Consider the following 24,854-nt stretch of genomic DNA (forward strand, 5'->3'; position numbering starts at 1 on the left):
GTTCCTACAATTAATTTACCGCTGAATAGTGTGAAGGATGTTAATTCTTCCTCTTGTTCTATAGTTGTTAATATATTTTATTTGGATCGAAGCTTGAAACACTATGGTTCCTAAAATCCAAAATAATTTGTTAGAAGAATCGTACAATATCTCTAAAACTTCATCACCGATATCTCCTTTCCATCCCGCTCCATCTTTTGAAAGAAGTTGTAATATTTTACCATCGCTGATTAAAAACTCGAAGTTATCGCTACCAGCAAAAAGTTTCGCTTGGGTAAGATCATGAGTATATATATCGCCCGCCCAAGCATTGCTAAATACTGATTTATCATCTAAAACACAAACTGATTTTATATACCAAAAAGCTACTTATTTTTTTATTTGTAAGAGGTCTATAAGTTTTATCTTTAACTAGCGTGCCGGGGTATAAAAATTGTCCATCATGGGTGCGTAAAATACCATCACTAGAAAGTAATTGTATCACCCCATTCCTGTCCATATAAGCTTCAGAAATCTTTTGATCATCTGCGGAATTATATTTTATACTATAATCTTGCTGGTAGGTGTCTTTATAAGCTGAAACATAACTACTTGATCTGGTTTTGTTTTGTTAATAGAATCACCACAGGATAAAAGAAGTATAGAAATAAATAAAAGATAATATGATTTATTTTTTTTCATAGGGTCATAATTTATAGTACATACTTGAATCGAATTATCTATCAACAATCAAATATTGCAACGTCTGCAAACAAATTAACTAATTTAAAAAGTGTACTGCCACTTATATTTTATATGGTTTGCATAGAATTTTGACTAAAATTCATGATTTTTAAATTCAGGGTGAACTAATTATAAAAGTGTATTCTATTTTTTGATTGTACCAGAATGATTTCTAGATATTGAATTCTATTCTTGAACTCTCTGCGCGATCTAATGTTTTTTTTATTTTAGATTCGGGGCATTTTGAGAATTCAAAATCATTTTGTGGTGATCATAATTATAGTGATTTTAGTCCCTTGGGTAGTATTCTATTAGACCAGTCAAAATAAATGTAGTGTAAGTGCTAAGCTGACCATTATATTTGTATTGAAGTAGATAGATGAATTTAGATTCAGAAATATCTAAGTTTAGATTTACTATAAGCATTAGGGATACTTCACTTCAAAAAATAGAAAATCTAATTTTTTCAAAATAATGACCAATATTAAAAATAAAAATTCTGCGTAGAAGCATTTATAACTCGTTCAGGATTAGCTTTAGCTTCTTTTCCATTTTTATCTAAATCTTGCAAAATTCATCTAAAGAGCCTAAAGAAGAATCAAGTGAAACTTCTTTTGAATTTGCTTTTTTAACGGATATTCATATCAAACCTGAAATGAATGCTCCTAAAGGTTTTCAAATGGCCATAAACAAAGTAAACGAGTTAAATCCAGACTTTGTTTAACCGGAGGAGACTTGGTTTACGATGTTATGCGTGGAGATCATAAGAAGAGCGAATCACTTTTTGATTTATATAAAACAATTGATTCAGGGATTTAAAATGCCAGTATATAATTGTATAGGAAATCATGATTTGTTTGTATATATGAAGAAAGTCCTGAAGATGAGAACCACCCAGATTATAAATATGGAATGTGGGAAAGACATTTTGGAGATTCTTATTATTCTTTTGATCACAAAGGATGGCACTTTGTTACGTTAAATTCTTTAGACGTGACCCATGATAAAAAATATAAAGGGTTTTTTAACCAAGATCAGTTAGAATGTTAAAAGAGATCTCAAAAAAGTCAATAATTCTACCCCTATTGTGATTACCACCCATATACCTATGATTTGTACATATTCCCAATTGAACGGAGAGGGTAGTCGTACAGTTGCTAATGCTTTTGAAGTATTTATAATATTAGAAGCTTATAATTTGAAATTAGTATTACAAGGACATATTCATTGGAAGGAATACGGAGATGTGAATGATAGATTCCAATTCTTAACTGGAGGTTCTATAGCAGGAAATGGTTGGAAAGGCCGCAGACATAATACCAAAGAGGGCTTTGTGAAAATAAAGGTAGAAAGCGAGGATTTTTCGTGGAATATGTTGATCACGGTTGGAAGATGAACGGCTTAAAGCAGAGAACCGTGCAATATGAGATGCAATGACAATTTAAAAGTAAGAACCTAGTTTTGAAATACGTATCTCTCTAAATAGATGTTATCTGAAGTTTTTTCTATACTCTGTAGGGGTTACACCCATACTTACCTTAAAATAGTGGTTAAAATTAGCTAGATTATTATAGCCACTTTCGTAACAAATTTCAGTGATTTGCTTATCTGTTTAGCTAAAAGTTTGGCCGCCATTCCTACTCGTACATTTTTAACATATTCCATAAATGTAATACCTGTTTTTTTCTTGAAGAACCTACAGAAAGAACTTGGAGCCATATTTAGTACAGAGGATGCTTCTTCCAGATTAATACCTTCCTGAATATTTAAAAACACGTACTCATAAACTTTATTGATTTTTTCAATATTTTTTGAGAATACAGAAGATTGATTCAAAGGATTCGATAATTTTTTCGGTCTTTAATCTTTAATAAGAGATTAAAAATCCTCAATAATCCTATATAATATTCCAAGCCTTCACTTTGGGAAAGTCCTATTAAGATTTCACGTATTTCATAATCATTTTCGACTTTAAAATGAATACCTCGACTCGCTTGTTTGATAAAGAAGAATATTTTGGAGTTCTGGCATTTTGAAATACTCATTTAATAATAATTCTTCTGAAAAATGAGTCACTATGCAATTAGGCTCTTCATTTTTTTCTCTATCTAGAAGTTCCCAACAATGTGGCAACTCAGCACCTAACAACACTAGATCTCCTTTTTCAAAATTAGAATGTTATCGCCAACAATTCTTCTGCCTGTCCCAGATGCTATATAATTTAGTTCAATGTTTTTATGAGAGTGTATTATAGTTTCGCCAGAAAGCGCAATTTCTCTGGTAATAAATGAGTGGTTATTTGGGATATATATTTTGTCAAAAATAAATTCCATGTGCTGTAATATTAACTCTTGGTTCAATATTACATATAAAATTTATCCCTAATGGTTAAGATTCTATGATAATCGTAAAATAATTGTATTAATCTTATTCGCTTTTATATTCTTTTGCTCTTGAAAGAGAGGGTGAGATCTAGCTAATATTCCATTATTCGGAGTTTAAATTTTTGAAAGCAATACGGCTTGGAATTAATTTTCAGCTATAAATTATTTTAAATTATCTAGTTATAGGTATTCAACTTATTTAAGTGAGAAAAATTGAAGCTTATCTCTTTTATAAAGATTATTTGAATTCGTTGTTAAGGTAAGGTGTTACGCTAGCTTTTAGAATTATTCCTTAAATAACCTTATGGTAATTAATTTATCACAAAATAGTAATGTACAATTGAAGCCCGTTTATCCTAAAGACAGTAATATGTTTAAAATCTTTTCATCAGAATAAAACGGTTTTTAAACAAATAGAATAGAGGTATTAAATTTCAATAAAATAGTATTTAAAATGCAAAAATGTCTACAAGCATTATCAGTGGTGATATTGCTTAATTTTACACTACATGCACAACATAAGCACTCAGATAGCTTAACCCATCATCATTCACATTACACAGAACATGTTGAAACGCCGGCTCACAAATTAATATTTCCTTCAAGCACTCCAGATCGTATTATATCTAATCTTACAGAAGATCAAGCACATACCTTTGCTGTGAATTGGCGTACAGATCAGCAGGTTTTAAATGGGTAGTAGAAGTAGCGCTAGCAACTGATGGCCCGGAGTTTTTACTAGATGGTGTTCGTAGAATAGATGCCATATCAGAGAAAATTGAAAATCAAAATAGAAATGAAGCGCTGGTTAAAGCTACTTACCATTCTGCTTTGTTACAGATTTATTGCCAAATACGACCTATGTATATAGAGTAGGTAATGGCGAAAAAAATGATGACTATTGGAGCGAATGGTTTCAAATTAAAACCGCTAAAACAGGGAGCGAAGAGCCCTTTAGCTTTATTTATTTTGGAGATGCTCAAAACAATATAAAGTCATTATGGTCTAGAGTTATACGCAGTTCATATCGTAAATTTCCAAAAGTTGATTTATGCTTCATGCAGGAGATTTGATTAATGACCGAGACTCTAATCTAGAATGGGAGAATGGTTTTATGCAGGTAGCTTTATTCATGCCACAGTACCTAGTGTAATGACTCCAGGTAACCATGAATACAGGTGTTTTAACTTCTCTTTGGAAACCTCAATTTACACTTCCTGAAAATGGACCTACAGAGGATTTGAAAGAAACCTGCTTTTCTATCGATTATCAGGATATGAAATTGATTTCGATAGATAGTGAAGCTTTTGATGAAAGTATGGAATCAAGAAATGCACAAATAGAATGGTTGGAATCTGTATTAAAGTCAAATACAAAAAAATGGATAACTATTTTTACACATTATCCGTATATTCAACTGCTGAAGGCGTGATAATTGGGAACTACGAGAAGCTATAAAACCACTTATAGATAAATACAAAGTAGATTTGGTATTACAAGGGCATGATCATACATATGCAAGAGTTTTCCTGAAAATAAGGTAAAGGCTAACAGTTGTGAAAGATATAGGTACTGTGTATGCAGTATCGGTAAGTGGACCAAAAATGTATGAATCAAAAGACCAAAACTGGATGGTGAGAAGAGGAGAATATACTCAACTTTTTCAGATTATTACGGTTGCAGAGAATTCGATTAGTTATGGAGCATATACTCCAATAGGTACACTTTACGATTCCTTAAAATCATCAAAAAAAATGGTAAAAAGAAATTGATAAATATGATGCCAAAAACTCCTACAAGATTAAAAGAAGATTTTGTGAAGCCAGATTAAGTATTCCCGCGAGCTATGAAAATATAAATACTTCTAGTTCATATTTTCATAGCTTGAATACAAAAATAAAAACAGTAATCAAAAAGCAACTTTCAATAATCAGTAGTAAAGTAAATCAAGTAAGTTATGAAGATTTTTAAGCTGGTAATAGTAGGGATATTCTCCTTTTTTATTTCTTGTGCAGCACCCAAAATTTCTAGTAATCTCAAAGACACTATAGAAGTTTTTAACGATGCTAATTCAAAAATGATTTTGGTGGCTGCCCATAGGGAGCACATTTAAATAATTTTGAAAATTCTATAGCATCCACAAAAAAAGCTATCCAAATTGGCGTAGATATCATAGAAGTAGACTTACGAACCACTAAAGATGGACATTTAGTTTTAATGCACGATTCTAAAATAGATCGAACCACTACTGGTAATGGGGAAGTAGAGGAGATGACTTTAGCAGAAATTCGTCAATATCACTTAAAATCATCTTCTGGAAAAATAAGTGAGGAGTCTGTACCTACTTTCGAGGAGTTCTTAAAGATAACTAAGGGTAAAATTATGGTCGATCTAGATATGAAAACTGATAATGTGGAAGGAATTCTTACTAATGTAGCGAAAAATGCTATTGATAATGAAGTTTTATATTTTGATAATGATTATAATCAATTAAATAAAATTCAAAACTTAAAAAAATCAGCACAATTGATGCCTCGTGCATATTCATATCAGATGGCAGATTCGGCAATTACTCGGTTTAAGCCCGCTGTAATTCATATAGATGATAAATTTTATACTAGTAAAGTGGTAGAATTAATTAAAAATAATAATGCCAAAATTTGGATAAACACTTTAGGGAAATTTGATTCTGAAATTCGAGAAGGAGAGATAGAAAATGTAATGAAAAAAATACTTAAGAACGGAGCCAATATTATACAGACCGATGAACCTGAAAAATTATTGGAGTTTTTAAAATCTAAGAATCTACATAATTAGACTAATTTTTTATAATTTGAGTTATAGTTTATAAAGGGTACTAGTATCCTTTATAAACTTTTCTTTTTTTATACGAAATCATTTTTTGAATTATTCTGCAATAACTTTTTATAGACTTCATGTCTTTGATGATCTTTCAAAATCATTCTTCTTATAATTTTTAAAATTTAATGCATTATGTAGGATAACTGTTGTTCTAAAAATGGAGAAATTTAGTGGTGTACTATAATATATGATTTAGATCAATTTTTAGATATGTATTAGTTTTAGCGCAGAGAATTCCTAATTCAAAATCTAAAAACTGTTCTATTATTAATTTACTAAAATCATCACAGCATTAAATTCTTGTAAACAAAATAGCTATTTTTGTTAAAAAATTGTTTTTGTACAAAACAACGTTTCATGGATGATGAATTACTTAAAACACTAAAAGAAGGAGACAAGCGAGCATTAACAGCTTTATATAATAAGTATTGAAAATGTTATATATATCTTCTTTTAATCTTCTAAATAAAAGAGAGACTTGTGAAGAAATTATTCAAGACGTGTTCATTGATCTATGGAATAACCGATCTAAGGTTGAGATTAGAGTTTCATTAAAAAGTTATCTCTTTGCATGCGTGAGATATAAAGTATTTTCAGAATTTAGGAAGAGTAAAACTTTGCACGTTGAGTTATTTGAAAATATAGACTCTAGATTACAACAAGTTACTCCCGAATCTAAGATTATTCACGAGGAATTAAAAGAACATATAAAAGTCGTAGTAAATAATCTTCCTGAAAAATGCCAAAACGTATATAAACTGAGTAGATATGAGCAACTGACTCATAAGGAGATTTCAGAAAAGTTAGGTTTTCAACTAAAACAGTAGAAAATCACATTACAATAGCTCTTAAAATTCTTCGCTCATCTCTTGGGATATATACTTTATAGTACTACTTTTTCATCTATAAAAGTCTATTATTAAACCTTTGTTATTGGTTGATGTTAGTGTTTTAAATGTTAATTATTGAATGTTATTTTTATTAAATTATGTTAAATTAATAAAAATATTAAAATCTATTAGGGGGTAGTTAGTCTTTATGACACTATACTTTAGAAACTTAAATTAGATTTTAAAAATATTGGAGATTAATAATACAAAGTTCCAAAAACTCATAGAACAATATCTAAGCGGTGATATTAATAGTGAAGAGCTTCAGCAGCTTATAAATTATTATGAAAGTTTTCAGAAAGACGATGTTTGGATTGATAAAATGGGTGAGAAGGAACTTAAAAGTAAAATGCTTATTTCTATTCTCCAATCATTGGAATATGAACCGGAGACAAAGACAATACCGCTTTATACGAAAAGTTTCTTTAAATATGCTATAGCTGCCAGTATAGCATTTTTTGCAGCAATTAACTTTTACTATTATAATCAAAAAAATGAGATTGACTTAGTTGGGGACTCTAATGTGCAAATAGGGGTAAAGCAACTCTAATCCTTGCAAATGGTTAGTTTAATTTAGGAAATGGAAAAGAGTATCATTCAGCATCGTTTATAGTGATGGAAGAAGCTAATCTATCACGGTGAAAAAGACAATCAGCTTCAAAGGTTTCATATAATTATTTAAGTGTTCCTATAGGAGGAGAGTTTTTTGTTGAATTAGCCGATGGTACGGAGGTTTGGTTAAATTCAGATTCAAAAATTGCCTTTCCAAAAATTTCGAAGACGGAGAAAAAAGAGAAGTAATTGATTTATGGGGAAGCATATTTTAAAGTCTCTCCAAGCTCAGAACATAAAGGATCAAGATTTGTCTTGAAAACGGGCGAACAGTATCGAGGTTTTGGGAACCCAATTCAATGTAAAAGCTTATAAAGAAGATACTAATATCTATACAACTTTAGTCGAGGGTGTTGTAAAATTGAATAGTACCGATAGCCAAAGTAAAAATTTAGTTCCTGGGGAACAGGCAATCTTCAGCAAACAAAATAAGGATCTAATTATTTCGCCCGTCGAAATATCTTATGAAGTTTCTTGAAAGAAGGTGTATTCAAGTTCAAATATAAAAACCTAGAGCAAATTATGACCGTATTATCACGATGGTATAACGTTCAGGTTATTTATGAGGATGAAAATTTGAAGGAAGTAAAATTTAATGGACAACTTCGAAAAGACCAAGAGTTAAAAGATATCTTAGAATTGTTTAAAAACACAAATTTTATAACGAATTATGAAGTAAAAAATAACGTAGTTATACTGAAATAACATAATAAAAAAGGAGTAAAGCCTGCACTCGCCAAAGTTGATGCTTTCTCCCTTCAATTAATAACCAGTTAAATATATTAACTAATTAACACCCTCTAAATTTATGAAATAAAATTAACTACTAACTCGACTGTTCAGTTTAGGAGTACATTAAAATTCTAATGAAAAGTTTCGTTTTTTTATTCTGTACAACTGTATTCAGTTTTACGTCTACTAACATTTTATCTCAAAATGCTAATATTAGCATCGATTCTGATAAAACAATTTCAGTAGATGAGGTACTTAATTTAGTGATGACAAACTGATTATGTTTTTGTATATCAGTCCGATTTGTTCAAAGACTTGCCAGAAGTCGAATTAAAAAAAGGAATTATCAAGGCTAACAATTTGCTTAATTCTAGTTTGGTAGATAGCAACTTTGATTTTGTATATGATAATGAATATACAATTATTTTTAAAGAAAAACCGAACACAACTCAACAACAGCTGCTTGTTAGTGGAACAATCACCGATGAGCAGGGAATGCCTTTACCTGGATTGACTGTTTATATTTCCAGTACCCAGCCGAATATGGAGCAAGGTGAAAATGGAAGCAAAACTATGGTAAGAGGCACTGTTACCGATTTTGATGGCAAATTTTCAATTCAAGCAGACAAAGGACAGTTTTTAGTTATTACGGTGTAGGTATGAAATGTATTACCAAAAAGTAGAATCTACAATGAAAAATGTTTCTATTTCCTTGAAGGAAGAAATGAATTCTTTAGAAGAGGTTATGGTGGTTGGGTACGGAACAACAAAAAAAAAGATTTAACAGGATCTGTAGGATCTGTGAAGGCTGAAGAGTTAGGGCAGATTCAAACACAAACGGTAGATCAGGCTTTAATAGGAAAAGTTGCCGGAGTTTATGTTCAAAATAGAGGAGGGCAACCAGGAGCCGGAGCTTTTGTGCAAGTTAGAGGGCTCAGCCAAATTAGAGGAGACAATCAACCATTATATGTTATTGATGGAGTTCCAATAAATATCACACCAAATACCGAATCTCTTGGGATTATTAATTATGGTTCGCGTGAAAATCCGCTTTTATCTATAAATCCGGATGATTTGAACGTGTAGATATTTTAAAAATGCTTCAGCAGCTGCGATCTATGGATCAAGAGCCGCAAATGTGTAATAGTAACTACAAAACGTGGTAAACGAGGTGAAGCACCAAGATTATCTTTTAATGTAAGTTCTACCATTCAAAATCCGTGGATACTTATGATTATTTGGATGCCTCAGATTATATATCCTGGACTCAGGCAATGCTCGTCGTATATTAAGTGGTGTTCCTGAAGAAAATTGGGAATCTGCTTACCCAGTACAAAATAGGATCTTAAAAAATCCAGATAGTTATTTTGGAAATGCAGATGCAAACTGGCAGGATATTATAAAGAATAAAAATGCTTTATGGACAAAGTATAGTCTTAGCGTTAGCGGAGGTACAGAAAAAGCCAGTTACTTCACTTCTCTTGTATTTCAGATCAGGATGGAGCTATGATAGGTAATAATTTTAAGCGCTACAATTTAAGTACAAACGTAGATGCCAATGTAACCGATCTTTTAAAAGTAGGGACGTCTATTAATTATAATTATTCCATTAATAAGAATAAGGGTTTACTTCCTTAAGTCAAGGACAATTTAGACCCGATTTAACTCCTTATAATGATGATGGATCATATTCAACTTTTGATGGCGAATATGGTGAGCAGTTTACACTTTTGGGCAATGAAACCAAATGAGGGATAAAAAATTTCTAAAAACCTTTTAGCCACGATTTTTGGGAATAGATTATAGATGATTTAAAGTTTAAATCTCGAATTAGTATTGGCTTGAAAGAAGATAATATCGATGAGTTTTACACTTCAAAATCTACAGAGGCTTTATATGAAGGTTTATATTATAGTCGACCTGGTGCTGTTTTAGGTGTACAAACTAATAATAACTGGTCTACGACATTTACAAATACGCTAAACTTCAACAAAACAATTAATAAAAATCATACAATCGATGCTGTTGTTGGAGTTTCTTGGATCGGAGTCGTTATGATGCAGAATCACAAACTTATAGAGGTTTTCCAGACGATGATATTTTAACTAACATAGCTTCAGCAAGTTTTTTTGATGATGCCAATAGTGAGAGTTTACAGCAGGCTTAAACTCTATTTTTGGAAGAATAAACTACAATTATAAAAGCAAATACTTAGCTACATTTACTGCACGTAGGACGGATCAACAAAATTTGGTCCAGATAATCAATTTGGATTTTCCCTTCTGGTGCTCTTGCCTGGAATATGCATAACGAAGATTTCTTAAGAGAAGTAAGTTTTGTTAATCAACTTAAGCTAAGAGCTTCTTTGGGGCGCGTAGGGTCTGACAATTTACCTTCTTTTACCTACTTGTCCTACTATCAAGCGTTAGAAAATGGAGATTCTTATTATGATGGCCAAAACGGTATAGCTGTTACAGGAGTGCCAAATACAGGAATTAGATGGGAAGAAACCGATCAATTAGATCTTGGTGCAGAATTTAGTTTATTCAATAATCGTTTAGAAGGTGAGATTGTTTATTATGAAAAAAATACTTCCGGTATAATTTTATTTTCCCCAATCCCTGCAGAAACTGGATTCAACTCTTGGAATACTAATATTGCAGATGTTTCGAATAAAGGTTGGAGATAACAATAGGAGAGATATCATCAGAAATAAAAATTTCACTTGGATTATTCTTAATAATATCGCAACTGTTAAAATAATGTGGATCATTTGTATGGTTCAAATTCAGGAGATCAAACTGGTATTGTAGAAGGTCAGCCTATTGGCGTAATAATGGGGTACGATGTAATTAAAATTGTTCAGACACAGGAAGAAATAGATGAATTAAATAGTACGCTAGATGGTCGCTATCAATCTTCACTAAGACAACCAGGAGATTATCTTTTTAAAGATATAAATGGTGACGGTAAAGTTAATACAAATGATAGAACACCTATTGGTAATCCTAATCCCGATTTCTTTGGGGGAACAACCGACTTTCTTACAAAAATTGGAGTTTAAACATGAATTGGAATTTTGTTAGTGGAGCGCAACGAGAATATGAAATGATAACAAAATTAAGGTCTATCGATATTAACTCAAATATCACCAATCTAGTAAGTAATACATGGGCAGAAAATAATACTGATGCAACTTATGCCAGACACGGTTCAAGAAGTCACGGCTCTACTCCAAGTTCAAAATCAATTGTAATGCATCTTACATTAAACTTAGATCTGCTTCTATTAGTTATAATTTGCCTAAAAAATGGTTTGGAGATACAGGAATTTCTAATACTCGATTAACCTTGAGTGGAAATAACCTAATCACTATTACCGATTATCCCGTTTAGATCCTGAAGATGTTTCTAGTTTTGGTTTTGCAAACCGAAGTACCAATTTCAACTCAGATGATGGACTTTCGTATCCAAATGTTAGAACTTTCACATTTGCTCTAAATGTGACCTTTTAAATAGAATGCAAGAGCATATTATCCCAAACAAAAATTTAAAAGATGAAAAAAATACTATACAAATATATAAGCGTTTTAACGATTTTGGTAACTATATATTCTTGCCACTAACCGAAGAGCTGGACGATTATGAACCCTTATATTCATTAGACGCCGAAGATGCAATTGATACACAAGAGACTGCAGAATTAGCGTTAGTTGGAGCATATTCTGGTTTTACACAAAAAGAAGGTAGCCCATTTCCAGATATGTTTATTATTCCAGATGTTTTAAGTGGATAGCACTGTAGGGCGCATATTTTCTTCAGATCCAGAAGAAGCGGCCTTTATTCAAAACGATCCAATTTCAACTGGTACGGTTAGAACATTAAACATTTATACTGGTTTATATGAATTTATTAATAGAACAAATTGGATAAGTACTGTAGAAGGACTTGACGATGATATTTTTGAACCTCAAGTAAGACGTACAGAAATAATTGCTGAAGCTAAAATTCTAAGAGCTTTAGGACATTTTTATTTGTTACGCAATTTTGGTCAGTTTTACGATATTAATTCAAAATATGGTATAAATACAAGATTAGAGCCCGCCAAATCGGCTGAAGCATACTCTAGAGATTCAGTTTTAGAAACTTACGAAACGATATTAAATGATTTGGAATATGGTATTGAGAATGGTCCTAGTTTAAGAACTAAAGGCTATACTAATAGCACCTTTGCAAAAGGATTAAAAGCTAGAGTATTATTATATATGCAGCGTTATAGCGAAGCGGCTATTGTAGCAAAAGAAAATTGAGAGTTCCAATAGTAACTTCAGTTTAGAACCTACTTTTTTATCTATTTTTGATGATCATGAATCATCCGTAATATTTCAAAGTTCAGAAATTTTATTTGGGACAAGAGGGAACCTGCAGCTACTATATGGGATCTTATTACAGTGGTTTTTTGCCACTATTACTCAGGATTATTTCAGTTAATGGATCGTTGAATGTTAATGGACAGACAATTAATATTGGTGTTCAGAACGAACAGAAGAAATATTTTTTCCGAACTCATCGTATGGAGGATATTATTCAACAAAATACACTTCAAATTTCACAGACGGAGATTATGACATGATTTACCATATGCGTATGGCTGAAGTTTATTTAATATTTGCCGAAGCAAATGCCAGAGCAAATAATATGGTAAAACCAGAAGCTTTGGAAGCATTAAATACAATTCGACAGGGCAGGGGCAACTTCGACTGGTGAAGGCGGTTTTGAGAAGTATACGACAACTATAAGTTTAGATCAATTTCTTACGGCTGTTCGTTATGAAAAATTAGCAGAGTTGTATTCAGAAGTGGGGAGACATGGTACGATCTAATTCGCTACGATTATAGCGATGGTTTTAATTCAGGTTTTCAGGTATCTGATGTTAAAGCATCAGCCACAGATCCAGAAAAATTTATTTTACCAATTCCAACTGAGACTATAGATGCAGGAGGGAATATGATTGTTCAAAATCCAGGTTATGACGATTAATTTTAATAAAAGTATGGATAATGCACTGGCTTTAAAACCCGTGATTTGCCATAATCCTTATGCAATCAGAAATACCTAATATTAAATTTTAAAACACTTAGAAATGAAAAAGCTTATAGCACTGTTTTGTGTTATCCTGATACTCATAGCTTGTCGAGATGATATAAAATTAAAGCCTGGTATAAAATTTCTGGTAAAGTTCGAGGAATGGAGACTGGAAAATTATTTCTTATTTCAAAAAAGCCGAGCGGAATTCAGGTTGATACTTTATATGTAAAGTCTGGAAATTTAATTTCAGAAACAGTCTGGAGAATGATGTACTAGAAGCATATATTGCAGATCAGCCTAATTATCGTTCAAGTAATAATAAAGCCAGCATTTATATAGAACCAACTCGTATGCAATTACAACTTAATACCAGTGATTTTGAAAGTGTTGAATTAACAGGTTCTCAAACACAGGAGGACGCTGAAGCATTACAGCAAAAGCAAAAGGAACTGCGGTTAAAATATAAAAATGAGCTTGGCGCTTATTCAGCTAATGGAGAGCGACTAAAAAAAGCCAAAAACCCTGAAAAAAAAAAGAATTAAAATGGAAGGATGACGAATTGAGAGGTGAGCTTCAACCTTATTTCGAAGAAGAAAAAGCTTGTCAAACAATTTATCAACACATCCAAAATCGTATATAAGCTTTGAAAATATACTTTATATGATAGAGGATTCACTCAGGAAGAAGCCAGAAAAGTTTATAATGAATTTCCAGAGAGCTTTAAAAAAGAAAACTTGGATCGGTGATTAAAAAACAAATCGACGATAAGTCAAAAGGTATCGTAGGTGCAACTGCTGAAAATTTTAGTAAGGTGGATATTGATGGCAAACCTCTAAAATTAGAAGATTTTAAAGGACAATATGTATTATTAGATTTTTGGGCTTCGTGGTGTATTCCCTGTAGAAAAGGAAATCCGCATTTGTTGAAGATATACGATAATTATAATGACAAAGGTTTTGAAATAATAGGTGTTTCTGATGATGATAGAAATCCTGATGCATGGCTAAAAGCAGTAAAAAAAGATAGAATAGGAGTATGGCGTCATATCTTAAGAGGGATGGAGGTGGATACCACCAGTGGAGGATTCAAAATAGTCAATCAAGGTATCACAGAAGGATACAATATTTCTTCTTTACCGACTAAGATATTAGTAGATCCAGATGGAAAAATAGTTGGGCGTTACGACGGAAGTAAAGCAGATGAGGAAGCTTTGGATAAGAAGTTGGCAGATTTATACGAGTAAGTATTGAATCATATTCTATTTCATTTAACTTAACAATTTTGTCAAAGATTTTAAAGCCTGCTCTATAATTGCTAATACCTTAAATCCTAAGTATTTTTAGATGAAAAAGAGTATGAGAAAGATAGGAGTTAAAAGTGTTTTACGAATTTTGATGGGATCTGCGATGGTCTTTGCGGGTATCGCTCATCTATCTTTTAAGCGAAAAGAATTTCAGGCACAGGTGCCAAGATGGTTGCCAACAGACCAAAAAACAATGGATTTGACAGTGCTTAGTTCTGGTATTACAGAAATTACTTTAGGCTTGTTAATGATTTTATGGAAAGAAAAGAGGATAACTACCGTCTAATGTTGGCGCTTTTCTATGTACTTATTTTTCCTGGCAATATTTCACAATATCAAAATAAGATTGATGCATTTAGCTTAGATAGCGACACTAAACGTTTTGTTCGATTACTGTTTCAACCCGTTTTAATTTATGGAGCATTATGGACTACCGGTGCAGACAAATATTTGATAGAGAAATGCGATTTTCAAAAGTGTCTTAAAAATTAGAAGACTTTAAACTCAAAATCCATTAATTCACTACGATTTAAATAAAAAATTCAGCGGAGTAGCTACTATGATATTGAGCCTGCTATTTTGCTGGATGTTATTTAATTGAGCTTTGCCATTTTTTGATTAAATTCTTCCGAAACAGAGTATAAGCAATAGGTCTGTTTCCTCTTTAAATTCTTTCCTAATACGTTTAAGAGCAATACTCATCTGTGCTTCCACAGTTTTTACAGAAATCTGTAGTTTTTCCGCAACTTCTTTATAAGAATAGCCTTTTTGCTTATGCATTTTAAATATCATTTTGCATCGATCGGGAAGGTCATTTACGGTCTTTTCAATCAGTTTTATTTTTTTCTGAAAATCTTCTTCAGGTTCTTCTACTAAAAGTTGAAGCGCTTGATGCTTTAGACCCTCTAAGTAGCTTTTGTTTTTCTTTTCTTTTCTGAAATTATCAACAAATCTATTATATGCTGAAGTATACAAATAACTTTTTACTGAAGTTGTTAAATTGATCTGATTTCTTTTTTCCCATAATTTAATAAAGGTATTCTGAGCAATGTCTTCGGCATCTGCAGTCTTATCAGCATACTGTAAAAGATAGGCTACCAGGGGTTGGTATAATTCATTGAAAAGTAGGGTGAACGACTTTTCATCCCCCTTTTCCCATAAATTATTCAATTCAGAATTAGTCATATTTACTGCAAGAAACGATAAAGGTTAAAAAAAAATTAATTTTTCTTTAAGGGTAGCTTTATTTTTTTCGTCATTAATGTGTAAAATAGTGTATATACGATGGGTAATATTGATAATTTAATATCAAAATTTCAAAATAAAAGCATTAGTGATGAAGAATTGTCTGAGCTTGAAAATTGGGTAAAAGATAGTAAAGATAATAACGATTATTTTATAAAGAGCGTTCAGACCGACTATTTAATTTCATCTTTTTATCGAAAGCAAGAAGAAATTCCGAATTTATCAAATCTGAAAAAACCAATAATTGCTCTAAATTCGAAAAAACAGCGTGCTAATTTGATGAAATTTGCAGCTATTTTTATTGTTGCACTTATAGCTTCCAGTACGGCATACTTCTACTTTTTTAATCCGGCAGAAACTACTTATGCGCCCGGAAAATTATTATCACGAATGAAAATGGTGAAAAAATAACCGTAGACTATCAAATTAAACAGATCGTATATAATGAAGAAGGAGAAGTTTCAAATTTGGGATCACAAGTAAAAAAGAATCCAAATACTAGCGAAAAAGACAATAATAGGTTAGCGTATAACACGATTAATGTACCTAAAGGAAAGCGCATCCAATTAGTGTTATCAGATGGAACGAAAGTATATCTTAATTCTGAAAGTTCACTACGATTTCCTTCTCACTTTCCAAAAACAGAACAGTTACGAAAGGTCAGTATTACCGGCGAGGCAGTTTTCGAAGTACATAAAGATTCTTTAAAACCTTTTATAGTAGAGGCAGGTATGCTGAATATAGAAGTTTTGGGAACACGATTTAATGTAGATGCCTATCCTCAATCTAAACAAATTTCGACTACACTGGCAGAAGGATCGGTACAGATAAATTACGACAATGAAGTTTTTAAACTAGAACCAGGTGAAGCCGGAATACTTAGCCAAAATACAGATGTGCTGAGCGTAGAAAAAGTAAATGTAGCTAATAAAATGGCTTGGGTAGACGATCGTCTATTGTTTATTAACGAGTCCTTTGCAGAAATTCAAAAGAAAATTGAGCGCAGTTACGGAGTTCAAATTATTAATAAAAATGCCCATTTAAATGACGTACGGTTTAACGGGATTTCGATATCAAATCAGAAACTATCGAGGATGTACTAGATGCCTTTAAAGCAGTAGACTTTTTCGAATATACTTATAAAAAATAATATAGTAACCATTAAAAAATAAACGATGACTTAGCGCTTAAACAAAAAGGGAATGCGCCAACATTCCCTCAAACAATTAACTATTTCCTCAAACAATTAAAAGTTATTCAAAATTATGAAAATAAAGTATTTGAAGATGAAAGCTTCATTCATTTTAACCTTGTTTTGTGTTTTGCAGGTTTCTGCACTAGAAACCCTTGCTCAAAAATTTAATATTGATCTGGATGGGGCTAAGGTTACCCACGTTATAGAACAGATCAAACAACAAAGTGATTATAAGTTTTTTTACAAAGACGATGTGATTAATGAAGAATGGCAGGTCAATATTCATAGCGATAGTGAAGAGATTACTAATGTTTTAAAGCAGCTGTTCAAAAATTTACCGGTGAGTTTTGTCATTCAGAAAAAGCAAATTATTCTGAAAAAAAAGAACCAGTTTCGTCTCCTGAAACTAGTAGTATCGATATACAGCGTTATATTGATGGTACGGTAAAAGACGAATCTAATTTCCCAATTATGGGAGTTACCGTTTGGTTAAAAGGTTCTCGCGTAGGATCTGTTACAGATGAAGATGGAAAGTTCAGAATGCAGGCTGTTACCGAGATACTTTGGTTTTTAGTTTTATAGGTTTTAAAACCAAAGAACATGTGCTAACGAAAAAAACTTAGCTATTAAGCTGGAAACCGATATTAGTGGTTTAGATCAGGTTACGGTGGTTTCTACCGGTTATCAAAAAATCAATAAAGAGCGTGCAACAGGTTCGTTTTCTACCATAAGCGGAGAAGAGTTACAACAAGTACCGGTAAACAATGTGATGCATCAGTTGGAAGGGCGAGTTCCTGGTCTACAAATCGAAATTTTAGAATCTGATAATACATTTGTTTACGACAATCTTGAAAGAGAAACCGAGGGAATACCAGCTATAATTTTCAAATTAGAGGCCAGTCGACTATTGATGGTAATAAAAGTCCGCTTATTGTTATCGATGGCGCCCCAACCGAGCTGGATATAAAAAATATTAATAGTGCTGATGTCGAGAATATAACATTTCTAAAAGATGCTGCCGCTGCTTCCATTTATGGAGCAAGAGCCAAAAAGTAATTGTGATCGATACAAAAAAAGGCACTAAAGGAAAAATGAGGGTTAACTTTTCTCATACCAATACTTTCTCAACAAAACCTTCTATATCAGGTCTTCCTTTAATGAACTCTAGCCAGGTGCTGGATTTAGAACAGGAGTTGGTAGATAAAAATATTATTGCAGATCCTGCACAGTCAGGGCCCTTTTTAGTTCCTATCCTGTAAGTGATGGGGTAGAAAGTATGCTAGAATATAAACGAGGAAATATAAGTCTAGATGAGCGCGAAGCACGTTTAAATGATTTACGTGGAAGAAATAATTATAATCAATTAACCAGATACTTAATGCAGCAGGCTTCGGCTACTACCTATAATTTATCACTAAGCGGAGGTAGCAATAATTACAGTTATTTCACTTCGGCTTCTTATTCGAATGAAAAGACACAGCGAAAAGGTTCTGAGGGTGATAAGATGACGTTTACCATAAATCAAAACTTTAAACTGTTTGATTATGCTGATGTAAGCACTAGCCTTAAAGGTTCCTTTTTTAATTTTGATGAGAACGGGATAGGTTTGCAACCATTAGCCGGCAGCGTTATTCTTATTTACCTTACGATAGACTTCGTGATGAAAATGGTAATAATGTTAGTTTTGCTCGTGAATTTTATCGTGATCAAATAGCTGATTTTGAAGATGCTGGATACCTACCATGGGAATATAGTTATTTAGATGAATTAGAAAACAAAAACTCAACTGCTCAGGAGCAAAACTATTCTGCTAATATCCAGATCTCTCTACCAATTTTCAAAGGATTGAATGCATCGGGAACTTATTTGATAGAACGTTCTAACAGAAGCAGACCAATCTTATACAATGAAGATACATATTACACCAGAAACCTTATAAACAATGCTACTTATTTAGATCCTTCTACTAACACTATTACTAGAGGATTGCCTTTAGGTTCAGTTTATCGAAGAAACAGAAATATTTTAACAAGCCAGACTACTAGAGCACAATTAAATTATAATGAACGTTTCAAAGATCACTCAATTGATGCTATTGCTGGTATAGAATTTAGAGAAACTCGGGAAGAGGTATCATCAGGAACTTTATATGGTTATAACGAAAAAACGCAAACTTCGGTAGATGTAGTCTCTCTAAATTACACTACAGTAGAAGGGTGGAACTCAACTTTAAATTATGGCAATCAGTTAACCGACCAAAGAAGAAGATTTTTATCGTATTACGGAAATGCAGCTTATACATATAAAAAGAAATATGTGGTTTCTGGTAGTGTTAGACTGGATGATTATAACAATTTTGGAGTTGATAAAAGTTATAGAAGAACACCTTTATGGTCTACTGGTGTTAAATGGAATGCCAGTAAAGAATCTTTCTTAAAAAATTTGAAGCGATTAATAATCTGAGTTTTAGAGCTTCCTATGGTTTTAACGGAAATATCAGTTTAACGACATTCCCTTTTACCAAAATTTCGATTGCTAATACCGATTATAATCTTTCTCAATTACCTTACGCATTTGTATCGGCAGCAGCAAATCCTTCACTAAGATGGGAGAAAACGGGAATATTAAATATTGGTATTGATTTTGGATTGTTGGATAATCGAATTTCAGGTAGTTTGGAATATTATAAAAAGAATAGTGATGATTTAATTCAGGAATTCCCGGTATCAGAATTTTATGGAGTTCCCAACCGCGCACTTACCAGAAATACTTCAACTTTAGAAGGGAAAGGGGTAGATCTTAGCCTAAACGGTATTTGGATTCAATCTAAAAATTTTACGGCTAGCTCTAATTTTATCTTTACTTATAATACGAACGAAGTAACCGATTCTCGTTTCGAAAATTATTCAACATATCTAAATGGTTCAGGAAGTACTCCGCCAATTGTAGACTATCCATTAAATAGTGTATTTGCATTTCGCTCTGCTGGATTAGATGAAAATGGAGCCTTTCAGGTCTATGATCGCAATGGAGATATTGTTGGTTCTAATGAATTATTAACCGATATCGAGGATATGAAATATATGGGAACTAGCACGCCTAGGTATTATGGAAGTTTAAATACAACATTACAGTACAAGCAATTCTCACTATTTGTATTAGCGACCTATAAGATGGGGTATAAACTATTCAAACCTACTTTTGATAATTATATTTCTCGTTTCAATGAGTTCACCGGCTACAATTTGAATACAGATATTGCAGATAGATGGCGCGAACCGGAGACGAAAATTCTACCAGTGTACCGGGTGTTTTAGGATTGGGAGGATACTCTTATCCTAGATATAGGTTAAGTGAAGATAAGGTAATCTCTGGAGATCATATTCGATTACGTGAAATATCTCTTAGTTATGACCTTTCTGAGGTTTTACCAGAAAGCTTTATTAGAGGAGCTTCATTATCATTCACCGCTCGTAACCTAGGACTTTTATGGCGCGCGAATAACGATGATATAGATCCAGATTTCTTACCATATACAACAGGAAACCAAATAAGACCTACCCCTACAGCGATGTATTCTATAGGCTTAAATGTTAACTTTTAATTCGATACTATGAAACTAAATTATATATATACCTTTTTATTTATAATAGCTACAACTTTAGTGAGTTGTGATGATTATGTCGATATAAGAACAGAAGGAATATTATATCCAGAAGATACCGAAAATTACAGGTATTTATTAAATAATACTCCTATTTATGATCTCTCTTATAGTCTGGTAGATATACCTACAGACGATATTTCTATGCGTTATGATCATGCCCAATATTTTGAGACTAATGCGGCAAATTCAGAGTTCAATCGCCCCTTTAAGGATACTTATATTTTTGCTGATTCCATTTACCGTACTGGTGAGATGGATAGTGAGATAAAAGCGATGTACGAAGGACTTTATAGCGCCAATGTGGTGATTACTGAAGTTTTAGAAAGCACAAGTGGTGCAGAGCAGGAAAAAAATGCTTTGCAGGGTGAAGCCATGGTTCATAGGGCTTATTTATTTCTTAACCTGGTTAATACTTTCGGAAAAGCTTATGATGCTAATACGGCGAGTACAGATTTAGGAATTCCAATGTTTATCGAACCAACCGTAGATCAAGATATTAAAAGGGCGACAGTACAGGAAGTTTACGATCGCATCATTACAGATTTAACCTCAGCAGCCAATTCAGGCTTACCTGGAGTTCGCAGTGGTACAGAAGTTGGTTTTCCGTCTAAATCCAGTGCTCATGCATTGCTTGCGCGAACCTATTTATATATGGGCGATTATAGCAAAGCTTTAGAAAATGCAGAGCAAAGCCTTGCTTTACAAAACACCTTGCTAAATCTAGAGAATTATACGGAAACTCCAGATTTTAGCTGGCCACGACGAATAGAAGATCCAGAGCTTATTTTATCGAAAAAAACGATGAGGTCTTATAATTATCTACCAACATTGTTATCTCTAAGTGACGACTTGTTGAATAGTTTTGATAGCACCGATTTGCGTTATCAACTTTATACAAGACCTAACGAAGAGCTTACTTATGGGGATATTACAGAAGGAAGATCTTACTGTATAGCAAGGTTAACTGGAGAGAATCGTAATGCCGGGCCAACGGTGCCAGAAATGTATTTGATTAAAGCAGAATGTCTAGCTCGTGCTGGGAATACAGAAGCTGCTATGGATGCATTAAATACGTTAAGAGAAGCGCGTTTTAGAGCTGAAGATTATATCGCTTTAAGGGCTGGTGACCCTGAAGATGCTTTAATAAAAGTTCTGGCAGAGAGAAGACGTGAACTTATGGGAAAAGGTGGATTTAGATTATTCGATTTAAAACGTCTAAACAAAGACCCAAGATTTGCCAGAACAGTAGAGCATGAGTATTTAAATGAAACCTACACGTTAGAGCCGGGAGGTGATAGATATCAATTTCCTTTTGCTTCAACCTTATTCCAATACGCGCCTAACCTAGAGCAAAATCCATAAAAAATAATAGTCCCCGGGATTAGCCGGGGACTTAATTAGATTCATAAAAATATGCGAAAAATAAAAATATTGCTAGGTATACTATTAGTGCAGTTCACTATAAATGCCCAGCAAACCGAACCAATTTTTTCTGTAAGTCCAAAACTACCTAATCCAGGAGATCAGGTTGCGTTAAACTATAACTCAGAGAATACAGTATTAAAAGACGCTAAAGACATTCAGGCGGTGATCTATGTAAATGCAGATCATCAATGGTCGGCTAGCGATCTAACTTTTCAGGAAACCGAAGATAATCATTGGAAAACCTCCTTTACGTTACCTGAAAATACAGCCCTTATAAGCTGTGTTTTTAAATCGGATACTTTAGTAGATAGAGGTGGCACAACTACTTATTCCTGGTTACTCGATAAAGAGCCGGGCTCTTATGCTAGCTGGGGTATTTTAAGATCTAAAATTTTCCAAGAGGAAAGTATTGCAATAGTAGACGATAGCGCTTATATCTCTAGCGAGATTGGATTAATGTGGATCAATAAAGAAATACAGAAATTTCCTGAAAGCCGAAATCTATATTTTTACGAAGGACTAAAATTAATGCAAGATTCGAAAGAAGGTGATCATAGCAATCGAATTCAGAATGAAATTAAGCATATTTTAGAGCAGGATCTTACTAAACTTCAGCAATATAAAATTCAGAAATCACTTCAGTTATTAGATACAGAAAAGTATAAATCTTTTATTGATTCTGTAAATGATGCTTTACTGAAAACATATCCTAAAGGAGTTTTAGCAAGGGATAATGAGATGAAGCGTTTGTTTACTGAAAGTGATATTCAGAAAAAGATCCGTGAATTTGAAGAATTTCAATCTAATTTTCCTAAAGAGGATTTTAAAGATGTCTTTACATTTACTGAAGATTTGTATTACGACAAATTATACAGAAGTATAGCTTATAGATACATTACAGAAAACGGAAATTATAGCTTTGTGTTCGACAATCTAAAAGATGCAGGTTTTTATAATCTGGTAGATTATAGCTGGCATTTTGTAAGTATTCCGTATAATAACGAGTCTATAGCAGTGGATAGTTTAAATACTATTGCAAGCAAAATCATACCTGAATTAGAAGTTCGAGAAAAAGAGATTCCTAAAAGATACGAAGGGAAATTATCGATTCTGGAATGGAAACAAAAAGCACAGGAAGCATCTGCTCGAGAATATTTAACCTACGCTAAAATTCTTGATGAATTAAAAGATTACGAAGCTGAAGATCATTATTTAGAAAAAGTAAAATCATTCTATATTTATGAAAATACAGATTTTAATGAGCTTTATGCAGATTATTTACTAAGACAGGGTAATAAAGAAGCAGCGATTAATTTTATTAAAGAAAGCCTTTCGCGTAATAATGCTACAGCGCAAATGCTTTCTATACTTAAGGAAGATTTTTTAGCACAGAATGGGAGCAACGCCAATTTTGAAGATTACGTAAGCGCTATTAAATCTGGCGATTCTCAAGATCAATTTAAAGAAGAATTGATTGCTGAAATAATTAATAAACCTATTGAAGATTTTGAACTGGAAAGCTCTTTAGGAGGAACAGTAAAGTTGTCTGCTCAAAAAGGAAAAATCGTAATTATCGATATGTGGGCTACGTGGTGTGCCCCTTGTAAAAAAGCAATGCCCGGCATGAAGATGGCGGTAGATAAATATTCTGAAGATAAAAATGTACAATTTTACTTCCTAGATACTCAGGAATACATTTCAGATTATAAAAAGCAAACAGTAGAATTTATCGAGGAAAACAATTATCCTTTCGAGATTCTTTACGACGCTAAAAATCCCGAATCAGGTAAGTTCGACGATACTTATGCTAAATATTCAAAAGCATTCGAATTTTCAGGAATTCCACAAAAAATGATCATAGATCAACATGGAAAATTAAGATGGCGATCTACTGGTTACTCAGGAAGCCCAAGCGAGCTTGCAGACGAAATTTCTATCATAATCGAATATTTGAAATCTGAAAAATAAACCTTAATGCTTAAAATAAAGCAACTTGTAATCCTTTCAATCTTTTCTATTGCAGCTGTTGGTCATTCTCAGGAACTTTGGCAAGGACAGTACAATTCAAAAAGGATTTTGTTAGAAAAAGTAACGATTTCAGAGGGTTTAGACTCACTTTATTTAAGTAGTCCGGAACATATGTATAAAAAACTCCCCCTTCAACAAGAAAAGAAGGGGGATTCTCTTTTTTTAGTGAACGAGAATTATAATATCAGTCTCAAAATCGAGACGATATTGGGTGATTTGAGTCAGGATTCTTTGCGAGCTAATTATATCGATTACACTGGGATCCATCAAGTAAAGTTAATTTCAACAGATAGTTTACAGTCGCTTACTTTTCCGCAGCATCCCAAAGGAATATTACCTTACATTAATAAAGAAGTAACATTTTATAGTGAGAAAACAAATGTAACTTATAGTGGAACGTTGGTGCTACCTAAACATAAAAAGCATTATCCATTAGTTTTTTTGCTGAATGGAAGTGGACAACAAGAACGGAACTACACCTATGCCGGCATCAGTTTTTTACAGTGCTTGCGGATGCTTTAGCCAGAGAAGGAATAGCTTCTTTTAGAATGGACGATCGCGGCATTGGAGAAACTACCGGAGATTTTGAGCATTCAACAATTGAAGATTTTGTCCAGGATCTTGAAGCTGCAAAGTCTTTTATAAAATCTCAGGATAAAATAGATCATTCCTTTTTGGAATAATTGGTCATAGTGAGGGCG

Annotated in this window: 44 protein-coding genes; 41 read left to right on the top strand and 3 right to left on the bottom strand. The window is 32.8% G+C overall.

All coding sequences use genetic code 11. The features are described 5' to 3' along the window. Window positions 1-1,288: 1,288 nt before the first annotated feature. Together QWY91_RS18985 and QWY91_RS18990 are read left to right on the top strand one after the other, a co-directional pair. A complete protein-coding gene (locus QWY91_RS18985; RefSeq protein ID WP_290237132.1) occupies window positions 1,289-1,447 on the top strand; it encodes a hypothetical protein in 159 nt (52 codons plus the stop codon). Between the two features lie 384 nt (window positions 1,448-1,831). Next, window positions 1,832-2,119 (top strand): hypothetical protein, encoded by a 288-nt coding sequence (locus tag QWY91_RS18990; protein WP_290237133.1) that lies wholly within the window; start codon window positions 1,832-1,834, stop codon window positions 2,117-2,119. Between the two features lie 93 nt (window positions 2,120-2,212). On the opposite strand, the gene QWY91_RS19415 is transcribed toward QWY91_RS18990, so the two are convergent. Together QWY91_RS19415 and QWY91_RS19420 are read right to left on the bottom strand one after the other, a co-directional pair. Further along, window positions 2,213-2,323 (bottom strand): helix-turn-helix domain-containing protein, encoded by a 111-nt coding sequence (locus tag QWY91_RS19415; protein WP_435433336.1) that lies wholly within the window; start codon window positions 2,321-2,323, stop codon window positions 2,213-2,215. Beyond that, window positions 2,284-2,559 (bottom strand): helix-turn-helix domain-containing protein, encoded by a 276-nt coding sequence (locus QWY91_RS19420; protein ID WP_290237134.1) that lies wholly within the window; start codon window positions 2,557-2,559, stop codon window positions 2,284-2,286. Before QWY91_RS19420 ends, QWY91_RS19415 begins: the two co-directional genes overlap by 40 nt. 1,214 nt (window positions 2,560-3,773) lie before the next feature. Here QWY91_RS19420 and QWY91_RS19000 point away from each other — a divergent pair. The 24 genes from QWY91_RS19000 (at window position 3,774) to QWY91_RS19395 (ending at window position 15,085) form a co-directional block, all read left to right on the top strand. Continuing rightward, the gene (locus tag QWY91_RS19000; protein WP_290237136.1) at window positions 3,774-3,983 is read left to right on the top strand and encodes a hypothetical protein; all 210 of its coding nucleotides are present in this window, start codon (window positions 3,774-3,776) and stop codon (window positions 3,981-3,983) included. Next, the gene (locus QWY91_RS19005) at window positions 3,953-4,180 is read left to right on the top strand and encodes a fibronectin type III domain-containing protein (protein WP_290237138.1); all 228 of its coding nucleotides are present in this window, start codon (window positions 3,953-3,955) and stop codon (window positions 4,178-4,180) included. Before QWY91_RS19000 ends, QWY91_RS19005 begins: the two co-directional genes overlap by 31 nt. A gap of 95 nt (window positions 4,181-4,275) precedes the next feature. Beyond that, a complete protein-coding gene (locus QWY91_RS19010; protein WP_290237140.1) occupies window positions 4,276-4,539 on the top strand; it encodes a metallophosphoesterase family protein in 264 nt (87 codons plus the stop codon). Between the two features lie 124 nt (window positions 4,540-4,663). Next, window positions 4,664-4,879 (top strand): hypothetical protein, encoded by a 216-nt coding sequence (locus QWY91_RS19015; RefSeq protein WP_290237142.1) that lies wholly within the window; start codon window positions 4,664-4,666, stop codon window positions 4,877-4,879. A 185-nt stretch (window positions 4,880-5,064) separates the two neighbouring features. Next, window positions 5,065-5,220 carry a hypothetical protein gene (locus QWY91_RS19020; protein ID WP_290237144.1) on the top strand — a complete coding sequence of 52 codons (156 nt, stop codon included), beginning with the start codon at window positions 5,065-5,067 and terminating at the stop codon, window positions 5,218-5,220. A 44-nt stretch (window positions 5,221-5,264) separates the two neighbouring features. Continuing rightward, a complete protein-coding gene (locus QWY91_RS19025) occupies window positions 5,265-5,924 on the top strand; it encodes a glycerophosphodiester phosphodiesterase family protein (protein ID WP_290237221.1) in 660 nt (219 codons plus the stop codon). 479 nt (window positions 5,925-6,403) lie between these two features. Further along, a complete protein-coding gene (locus QWY91_RS19030) occupies window positions 6,404-6,796 on the top strand; it encodes a sigma-70 family RNA polymerase sigma factor (RefSeq protein ID WP_290237146.1) in 393 nt (130 codons plus the stop codon). A gap of 253 nt (window positions 6,797-7,049) precedes the next feature. Next, entirely contained in the window at window positions 7,050-7,409 is a 360-nt protein-coding gene (locus tag QWY91_RS19035) for a hypothetical protein (RefSeq protein ID WP_290237147.1), read from the top strand. 345 nt (window positions 7,410-7,754) lie between these two features. After that, the gene (locus tag QWY91_RS19040) at window positions 7,755-7,949 is read left to right on the top strand and encodes a FecR family protein (protein WP_290237149.1); all 195 of its coding nucleotides are present in this window, start codon (window positions 7,755-7,757) and stop codon (window positions 7,947-7,949) included. Beyond that, a complete protein-coding gene (locus QWY91_RS19045; RefSeq protein WP_290237151.1) occupies window positions 7,946-8,176 on the top strand; it encodes a DUF4974 domain-containing protein in 231 nt (76 codons plus the stop codon). The genes QWY91_RS19040 and QWY91_RS19045 overlap by 4 nt, the downstream gene beginning before the upstream one ends. 342 nt (window positions 8,177-8,518) lie before the next feature. Beyond that, entirely contained in the window at window positions 8,519-8,860 is a 342-nt protein-coding gene (locus QWY91_RS19050; protein ID WP_290237153.1) for a hypothetical protein, read from the top strand. A gap of 27 nt (window positions 8,861-8,887) precedes the next feature. Further along, window positions 8,888-9,289, top strand: a complete 402-nt coding sequence (locus QWY91_RS19055) for a TonB-dependent receptor plug domain-containing protein (RefSeq protein WP_290237223.1) — start codon at window positions 8,888-8,890, stop codon at window positions 9,287-9,289. Between the two features lie 420 nt (window positions 9,290-9,709). After that, a complete protein-coding gene (locus QWY91_RS19060) occupies window positions 9,710-9,841 on the top strand; it encodes a hypothetical protein (protein ID WP_290237155.1) in 132 nt (43 codons plus the stop codon). A 203-nt stretch (window positions 9,842-10,044) separates the two neighbouring features. After that, complete coding sequence (locus tag QWY91_RS19065) at window positions 10,045-10,308, top strand: hypothetical protein (protein WP_290237157.1); 264 nt, start codon at window positions 10,045-10,047, stop codon at window positions 10,306-10,308. 167 nt (window positions 10,309-10,475) lie between these two features. Continuing rightward, a complete protein-coding gene (locus tag QWY91_RS19070; protein ID WP_290237225.1) occupies window positions 10,476-10,892 on the top strand; it encodes a TonB-dependent receptor domain-containing protein in 417 nt (138 codons plus the stop codon). Window positions 10,893-10,967: 75 nt separating this feature from the next. Next, window positions 10,968-11,267 (top strand): hypothetical protein, encoded by a 300-nt coding sequence (locus QWY91_RS19075; RefSeq protein ID WP_290237159.1) that lies wholly within the window; start codon window positions 10,968-10,970, stop codon window positions 11,265-11,267. Window positions 11,268-11,269: 2 nt separating this feature from the next. Then, on the top strand, window positions 11,270-11,551 hold the full coding sequence (locus QWY91_RS19080; protein ID WP_290237161.1) for a hypothetical protein: 282 nt from the start codon (window positions 11,270-11,272) through the stop codon (window positions 11,549-11,551). A gap of 171 nt (window positions 11,552-11,722) precedes the next feature. Next, window positions 11,723-11,998: a hypothetical protein gene (locus QWY91_RS19085; RefSeq protein WP_290237163.1), complete on the top strand. Its 276-nt coding sequence runs from the start codon at window positions 11,723-11,725 to the stop codon at window positions 11,996-11,998. Continuing rightward, complete coding sequence (locus tag QWY91_RS19090) at window positions 11,991-12,512, top strand: RagB/SusD family nutrient uptake outer membrane protein (protein WP_290237164.1); 522 nt, start codon at window positions 11,991-11,993, stop codon at window positions 12,510-12,512. Before QWY91_RS19085 ends, QWY91_RS19090 begins: the two co-directional genes overlap by 8 nt. A 241-nt stretch (window positions 12,513-12,753) precedes the next feature. Further along, window positions 12,754-12,969: a RagB/SusD family nutrient uptake outer membrane protein gene (locus QWY91_RS19095; RefSeq protein ID WP_290237227.1), complete on the top strand. Its 216-nt coding sequence runs from the start codon at window positions 12,754-12,756 to the stop codon at window positions 12,967-12,969. Between the two features lie 671 nt (window positions 12,970-13,640). After that, window positions 13,641-13,832, top strand: a complete 192-nt coding sequence (locus tag QWY91_RS19100) for a hypothetical protein (RefSeq protein WP_290237166.1) — start codon at window positions 13,641-13,643, stop codon at window positions 13,830-13,832. Window positions 13,833-14,032: 200 nt separating this feature from the next. Beyond that, a complete protein-coding gene (locus tag QWY91_RS19105) occupies window positions 14,033-14,533 on the top strand; it encodes a TlpA family protein disulfide reductase (RefSeq protein WP_290237168.1) in 501 nt (166 codons plus the stop codon). A gap of 112 nt (window positions 14,534-14,645) precedes the next feature. Continuing rightward, window positions 14,646-14,879 (top strand): DoxX family protein, encoded by a 234-nt coding sequence (locus tag QWY91_RS19390; protein ID WP_353958665.1) that lies wholly within the window; start codon window positions 14,646-14,648, stop codon window positions 14,877-14,879. Next, a complete protein-coding gene (locus QWY91_RS19395) occupies window positions 14,849-15,085 on the top strand; it encodes a DoxX family protein (protein ID WP_353958666.1) in 237 nt (78 codons plus the stop codon). Before QWY91_RS19390 ends, QWY91_RS19395 begins: the two co-directional genes overlap by 31 nt. Window positions 15,086-15,211: 126 nt before the next feature. Here QWY91_RS19395 and QWY91_RS19115 read toward each other — a convergent pair whose 3' ends face one another. Next, complete coding sequence (locus tag QWY91_RS19115) at window positions 15,212-15,778, bottom strand: RNA polymerase sigma-70 factor (protein WP_290230501.1); 567 nt, start codon at window positions 15,776-15,778, stop codon at window positions 15,212-15,214. Between the two features lie 99 nt (window positions 15,779-15,877). Between QWY91_RS19115 and QWY91_RS19120 the strand changes: the two genes are divergently transcribed. The 15 genes from QWY91_RS19120 (at window position 15,878) to QWY91_RS19190 (ending at window position 24,836) form a co-directional block, all read left to right on the top strand. Further along, window positions 15,878-16,249, top strand: a complete 372-nt coding sequence (locus QWY91_RS19120; RefSeq protein ID WP_290237169.1) for a hypothetical protein — start codon at window positions 15,878-15,880, stop codon at window positions 16,247-16,249. A 56-nt stretch (window positions 16,250-16,305) separates the two neighbouring features. Then, entirely contained in the window at window positions 16,306-16,941 is a 636-nt protein-coding gene (locus QWY91_RS19125) for a FecR family protein (protein ID WP_290237172.1), read from the top strand. 162 nt (window positions 16,942-17,103) lie between these two features. Beyond that, window positions 17,104-17,481 carry a secretin and TonB N-terminal domain-containing protein gene (locus tag QWY91_RS19130; RefSeq protein WP_290237174.1) on the top strand — a complete coding sequence of 126 codons (378 nt, stop codon included), beginning with the start codon at window positions 17,104-17,106 and terminating at the stop codon, window positions 17,479-17,481. 23 nt (window positions 17,482-17,504) lie between these two features. Further along, the gene (locus QWY91_RS19135; protein WP_290237176.1) at window positions 17,505-17,615 is read left to right on the top strand and encodes a peptidase associated/transthyretin-like domain-containing protein; all 111 of its coding nucleotides are present in this window, start codon (window positions 17,505-17,507) and stop codon (window positions 17,613-17,615) included. Between the two features lie 85 nt (window positions 17,616-17,700). Next, window positions 17,701-18,000: a hypothetical protein gene (locus QWY91_RS19140; protein ID WP_290237177.1), complete on the top strand. Its 300-nt coding sequence runs from the start codon at window positions 17,701-17,703 to the stop codon at window positions 17,998-18,000. Next, window positions 17,940-18,089, top strand: coding sequence for a TonB-dependent receptor plug domain-containing protein (locus QWY91_RS19145; RefSeq protein WP_290237229.1), 150 nt, complete (start codon window positions 17,940-17,942; stop codon window positions 18,087-18,089). Before QWY91_RS19140 ends, QWY91_RS19145 begins: the two co-directional genes overlap by 61 nt. Window positions 18,090-18,091: 2 nt before the next feature. After that, complete coding sequence (locus QWY91_RS19150; protein ID WP_290237179.1) at window positions 18,092-18,292, top strand: hypothetical protein; 201 nt, start codon at window positions 18,092-18,094, stop codon at window positions 18,290-18,292. 17 nt (window positions 18,293-18,309) lie between these two features. After that, window positions 18,310-18,747 (top strand): hypothetical protein, encoded by a 438-nt coding sequence (locus tag QWY91_RS19155; protein WP_290237181.1) that lies wholly within the window; start codon window positions 18,310-18,312, stop codon window positions 18,745-18,747. A gap of 131 nt (window positions 18,748-18,878) precedes the next feature. Further along, complete coding sequence (locus QWY91_RS19160) at window positions 18,879-19,496, top strand: TonB-dependent receptor (protein ID WP_290237182.1); 618 nt, start codon at window positions 18,879-18,881, stop codon at window positions 19,494-19,496. 212 nt (window positions 19,497-19,708) lie between these two features. After that, complete coding sequence (locus QWY91_RS19165; protein WP_353958667.1) at window positions 19,709-20,350, top strand: hypothetical protein; 642 nt, start codon at window positions 19,709-19,711, stop codon at window positions 20,348-20,350. Then, a complete protein-coding gene (locus QWY91_RS19170; protein WP_290237184.1) occupies window positions 20,302-20,637 on the top strand; it encodes a hypothetical protein in 336 nt (111 codons plus the stop codon). Before QWY91_RS19165 ends, QWY91_RS19170 begins: the two co-directional genes overlap by 49 nt. Window positions 20,638-20,646: 9 nt before the next feature. Further along, window positions 20,647-22,062, top strand: coding sequence for a RagB/SusD family nutrient uptake outer membrane protein (locus QWY91_RS19175; RefSeq protein WP_290230506.1), 1,416 nt, complete (start codon window positions 20,647-20,649; stop codon window positions 22,060-22,062). 51 nt (window positions 22,063-22,113) lie between these two features. Then, on the top strand, window positions 22,114-24,093 hold the full coding sequence (locus tag QWY91_RS19180; protein ID WP_290230509.1) for a TlpA disulfide reductase family protein: 1,980 nt from the start codon (window positions 22,114-22,116) through the stop codon (window positions 24,091-24,093). A 6-nt stretch (window positions 24,094-24,099) separates the two neighbouring features. Further along, a complete protein-coding gene (locus QWY91_RS19185; RefSeq protein ID WP_290237186.1) occupies window positions 24,100-24,675 on the top strand; it encodes a hypothetical protein in 576 nt (191 codons plus the stop codon). Next, window positions 24,657-24,836, top strand: coding sequence for a serine aminopeptidase domain-containing protein (locus QWY91_RS19190; protein WP_290237188.1), 180 nt, complete (start codon window positions 24,657-24,659; stop codon window positions 24,834-24,836). The genes QWY91_RS19185 and QWY91_RS19190 overlap by 19 nt, the downstream gene beginning before the upstream one ends. Window positions 24,837-24,854 lie beyond the last annotated feature (18 nt).

Source organism: Zunongwangia endophytica, from assembly GCF_030409505.1.
Lineage (GTDB): Bacteria > Bacteroidota > Bacteroidia > Flavobacteriales > Flavobacteriaceae > Zunongwangia > Zunongwangia endophytica.

Bases quoted from the DNA above. Each gene is read 5' to 3' on its own strand.
- QWY91_RS18990 (WP_290237133.1), top strand. From the start codon at position 1,832: ATGATTTGTACATATTCCCAATTGAACGGAGAGGGTAGTCGTACAGTT.
- QWY91_RS19010 (WP_290237140.1), top strand. From the start codon at position 4,276: ATGAATACAGGTGTTTTAACTTCTCTTTGGAAACCTCAATTTACACTT.
- QWY91_RS19020 (WP_290237144.1), top strand. From the start codon at position 5,065: ATGAAGATTTTTAAGCTGGTAATAGTAGGGATATTCTCCTTTTTTATT.
- QWY91_RS19030 (WP_290237146.1), top strand. From the start codon at position 6,404: ATGTTATATATATCTTCTTTTAATCTTCTAAATAAAAGAGAGACTTGT.
- QWY91_RS19060 (WP_290237155.1), top strand. From the start codon at position 9,710: ATGATAGGTAATAATTTTAAGCGCTACAATTTAAGTACAAACGTAGAT.
- QWY91_RS19080 (WP_290237161.1), top strand. From the start codon at position 11,270: ATGAATTGGAATTTTGTTAGTGGAGCGCAACGAGAATATGAAATGATA.
- QWY91_RS19085 (WP_290237163.1), top strand. From the start codon at position 11,723: ATGCAAGAGCATATTATCCCAAACAAAAATTTAAAAGATGAAAAAAAT.
- QWY91_RS19100 (WP_290237166.1), top strand. From the start codon at position 13,641: ATGCAATTACAACTTAATACCAGTGATTTTGAAAGTGTTGAATTAACA.
- QWY91_RS19390 (WP_353958665.1), top strand. From the start codon at position 14,646: ATGAGAAAGATAGGAGTTAAAAGTGTTTTACGAATTTTGATGGGATCT.
- QWY91_RS19395 (WP_353958666.1), top strand. From the start codon at position 14,849: ATGGAAAGAAAAGAGGATAACTACCGTCTAATGTTGGCGCTTTTCTAT.
- QWY91_RS19115 (WP_290230501.1), bottom strand. From the start codon at position 15,778: ATGACTAATTCTGAATTGAATAATTTATGGGAAAAGGGGGATGAAAAG.
- QWY91_RS19120 (WP_290237169.1), top strand. From the start codon at position 15,878: ATGGGTAATATTGATAATTTAATATCAAAATTTCAAAATAAAAGCATT.
- QWY91_RS19130 (WP_290237174.1), top strand. From the start codon at position 17,104: ATGAAAATAAAGTATTTGAAGATGAAAGCTTCATTCATTTTAACCTTG.
- QWY91_RS19135 (WP_290237176.1), top strand. From the start codon at position 17,505: ATGGGAGTTACCGTTTGGTTAAAAGGTTCTCGCGTAGGATCTGTTACA.
- QWY91_RS19155 (WP_290237181.1), top strand. From the start codon at position 18,310: ATGCTAGAATATAAACGAGGAAATATAAGTCTAGATGAGCGCGAAGCA.
- QWY91_RS19170 (WP_290237184.1), top strand. From the start codon at position 20,302: ATGGCGCGAACCGGAGACGAAAATTCTACCAGTGTACCGGGTGTTTTA.
- QWY91_RS19175 (WP_290230506.1), top strand. From the start codon at position 20,647: ATGAAACTAAATTATATATATACCTTTTTATTTATAATAGCTACAACT.
- QWY91_RS19180 (WP_290230509.1), top strand. From the start codon at position 22,114: ATGCGAAAAATAAAAATATTGCTAGGTATACTATTAGTGCAGTTCACT.
- QWY91_RS19185 (WP_290237186.1), top strand. From the start codon at position 24,100: ATGCTTAAAATAAAGCAACTTGTAATCCTTTCAATCTTTTCTATTGCA.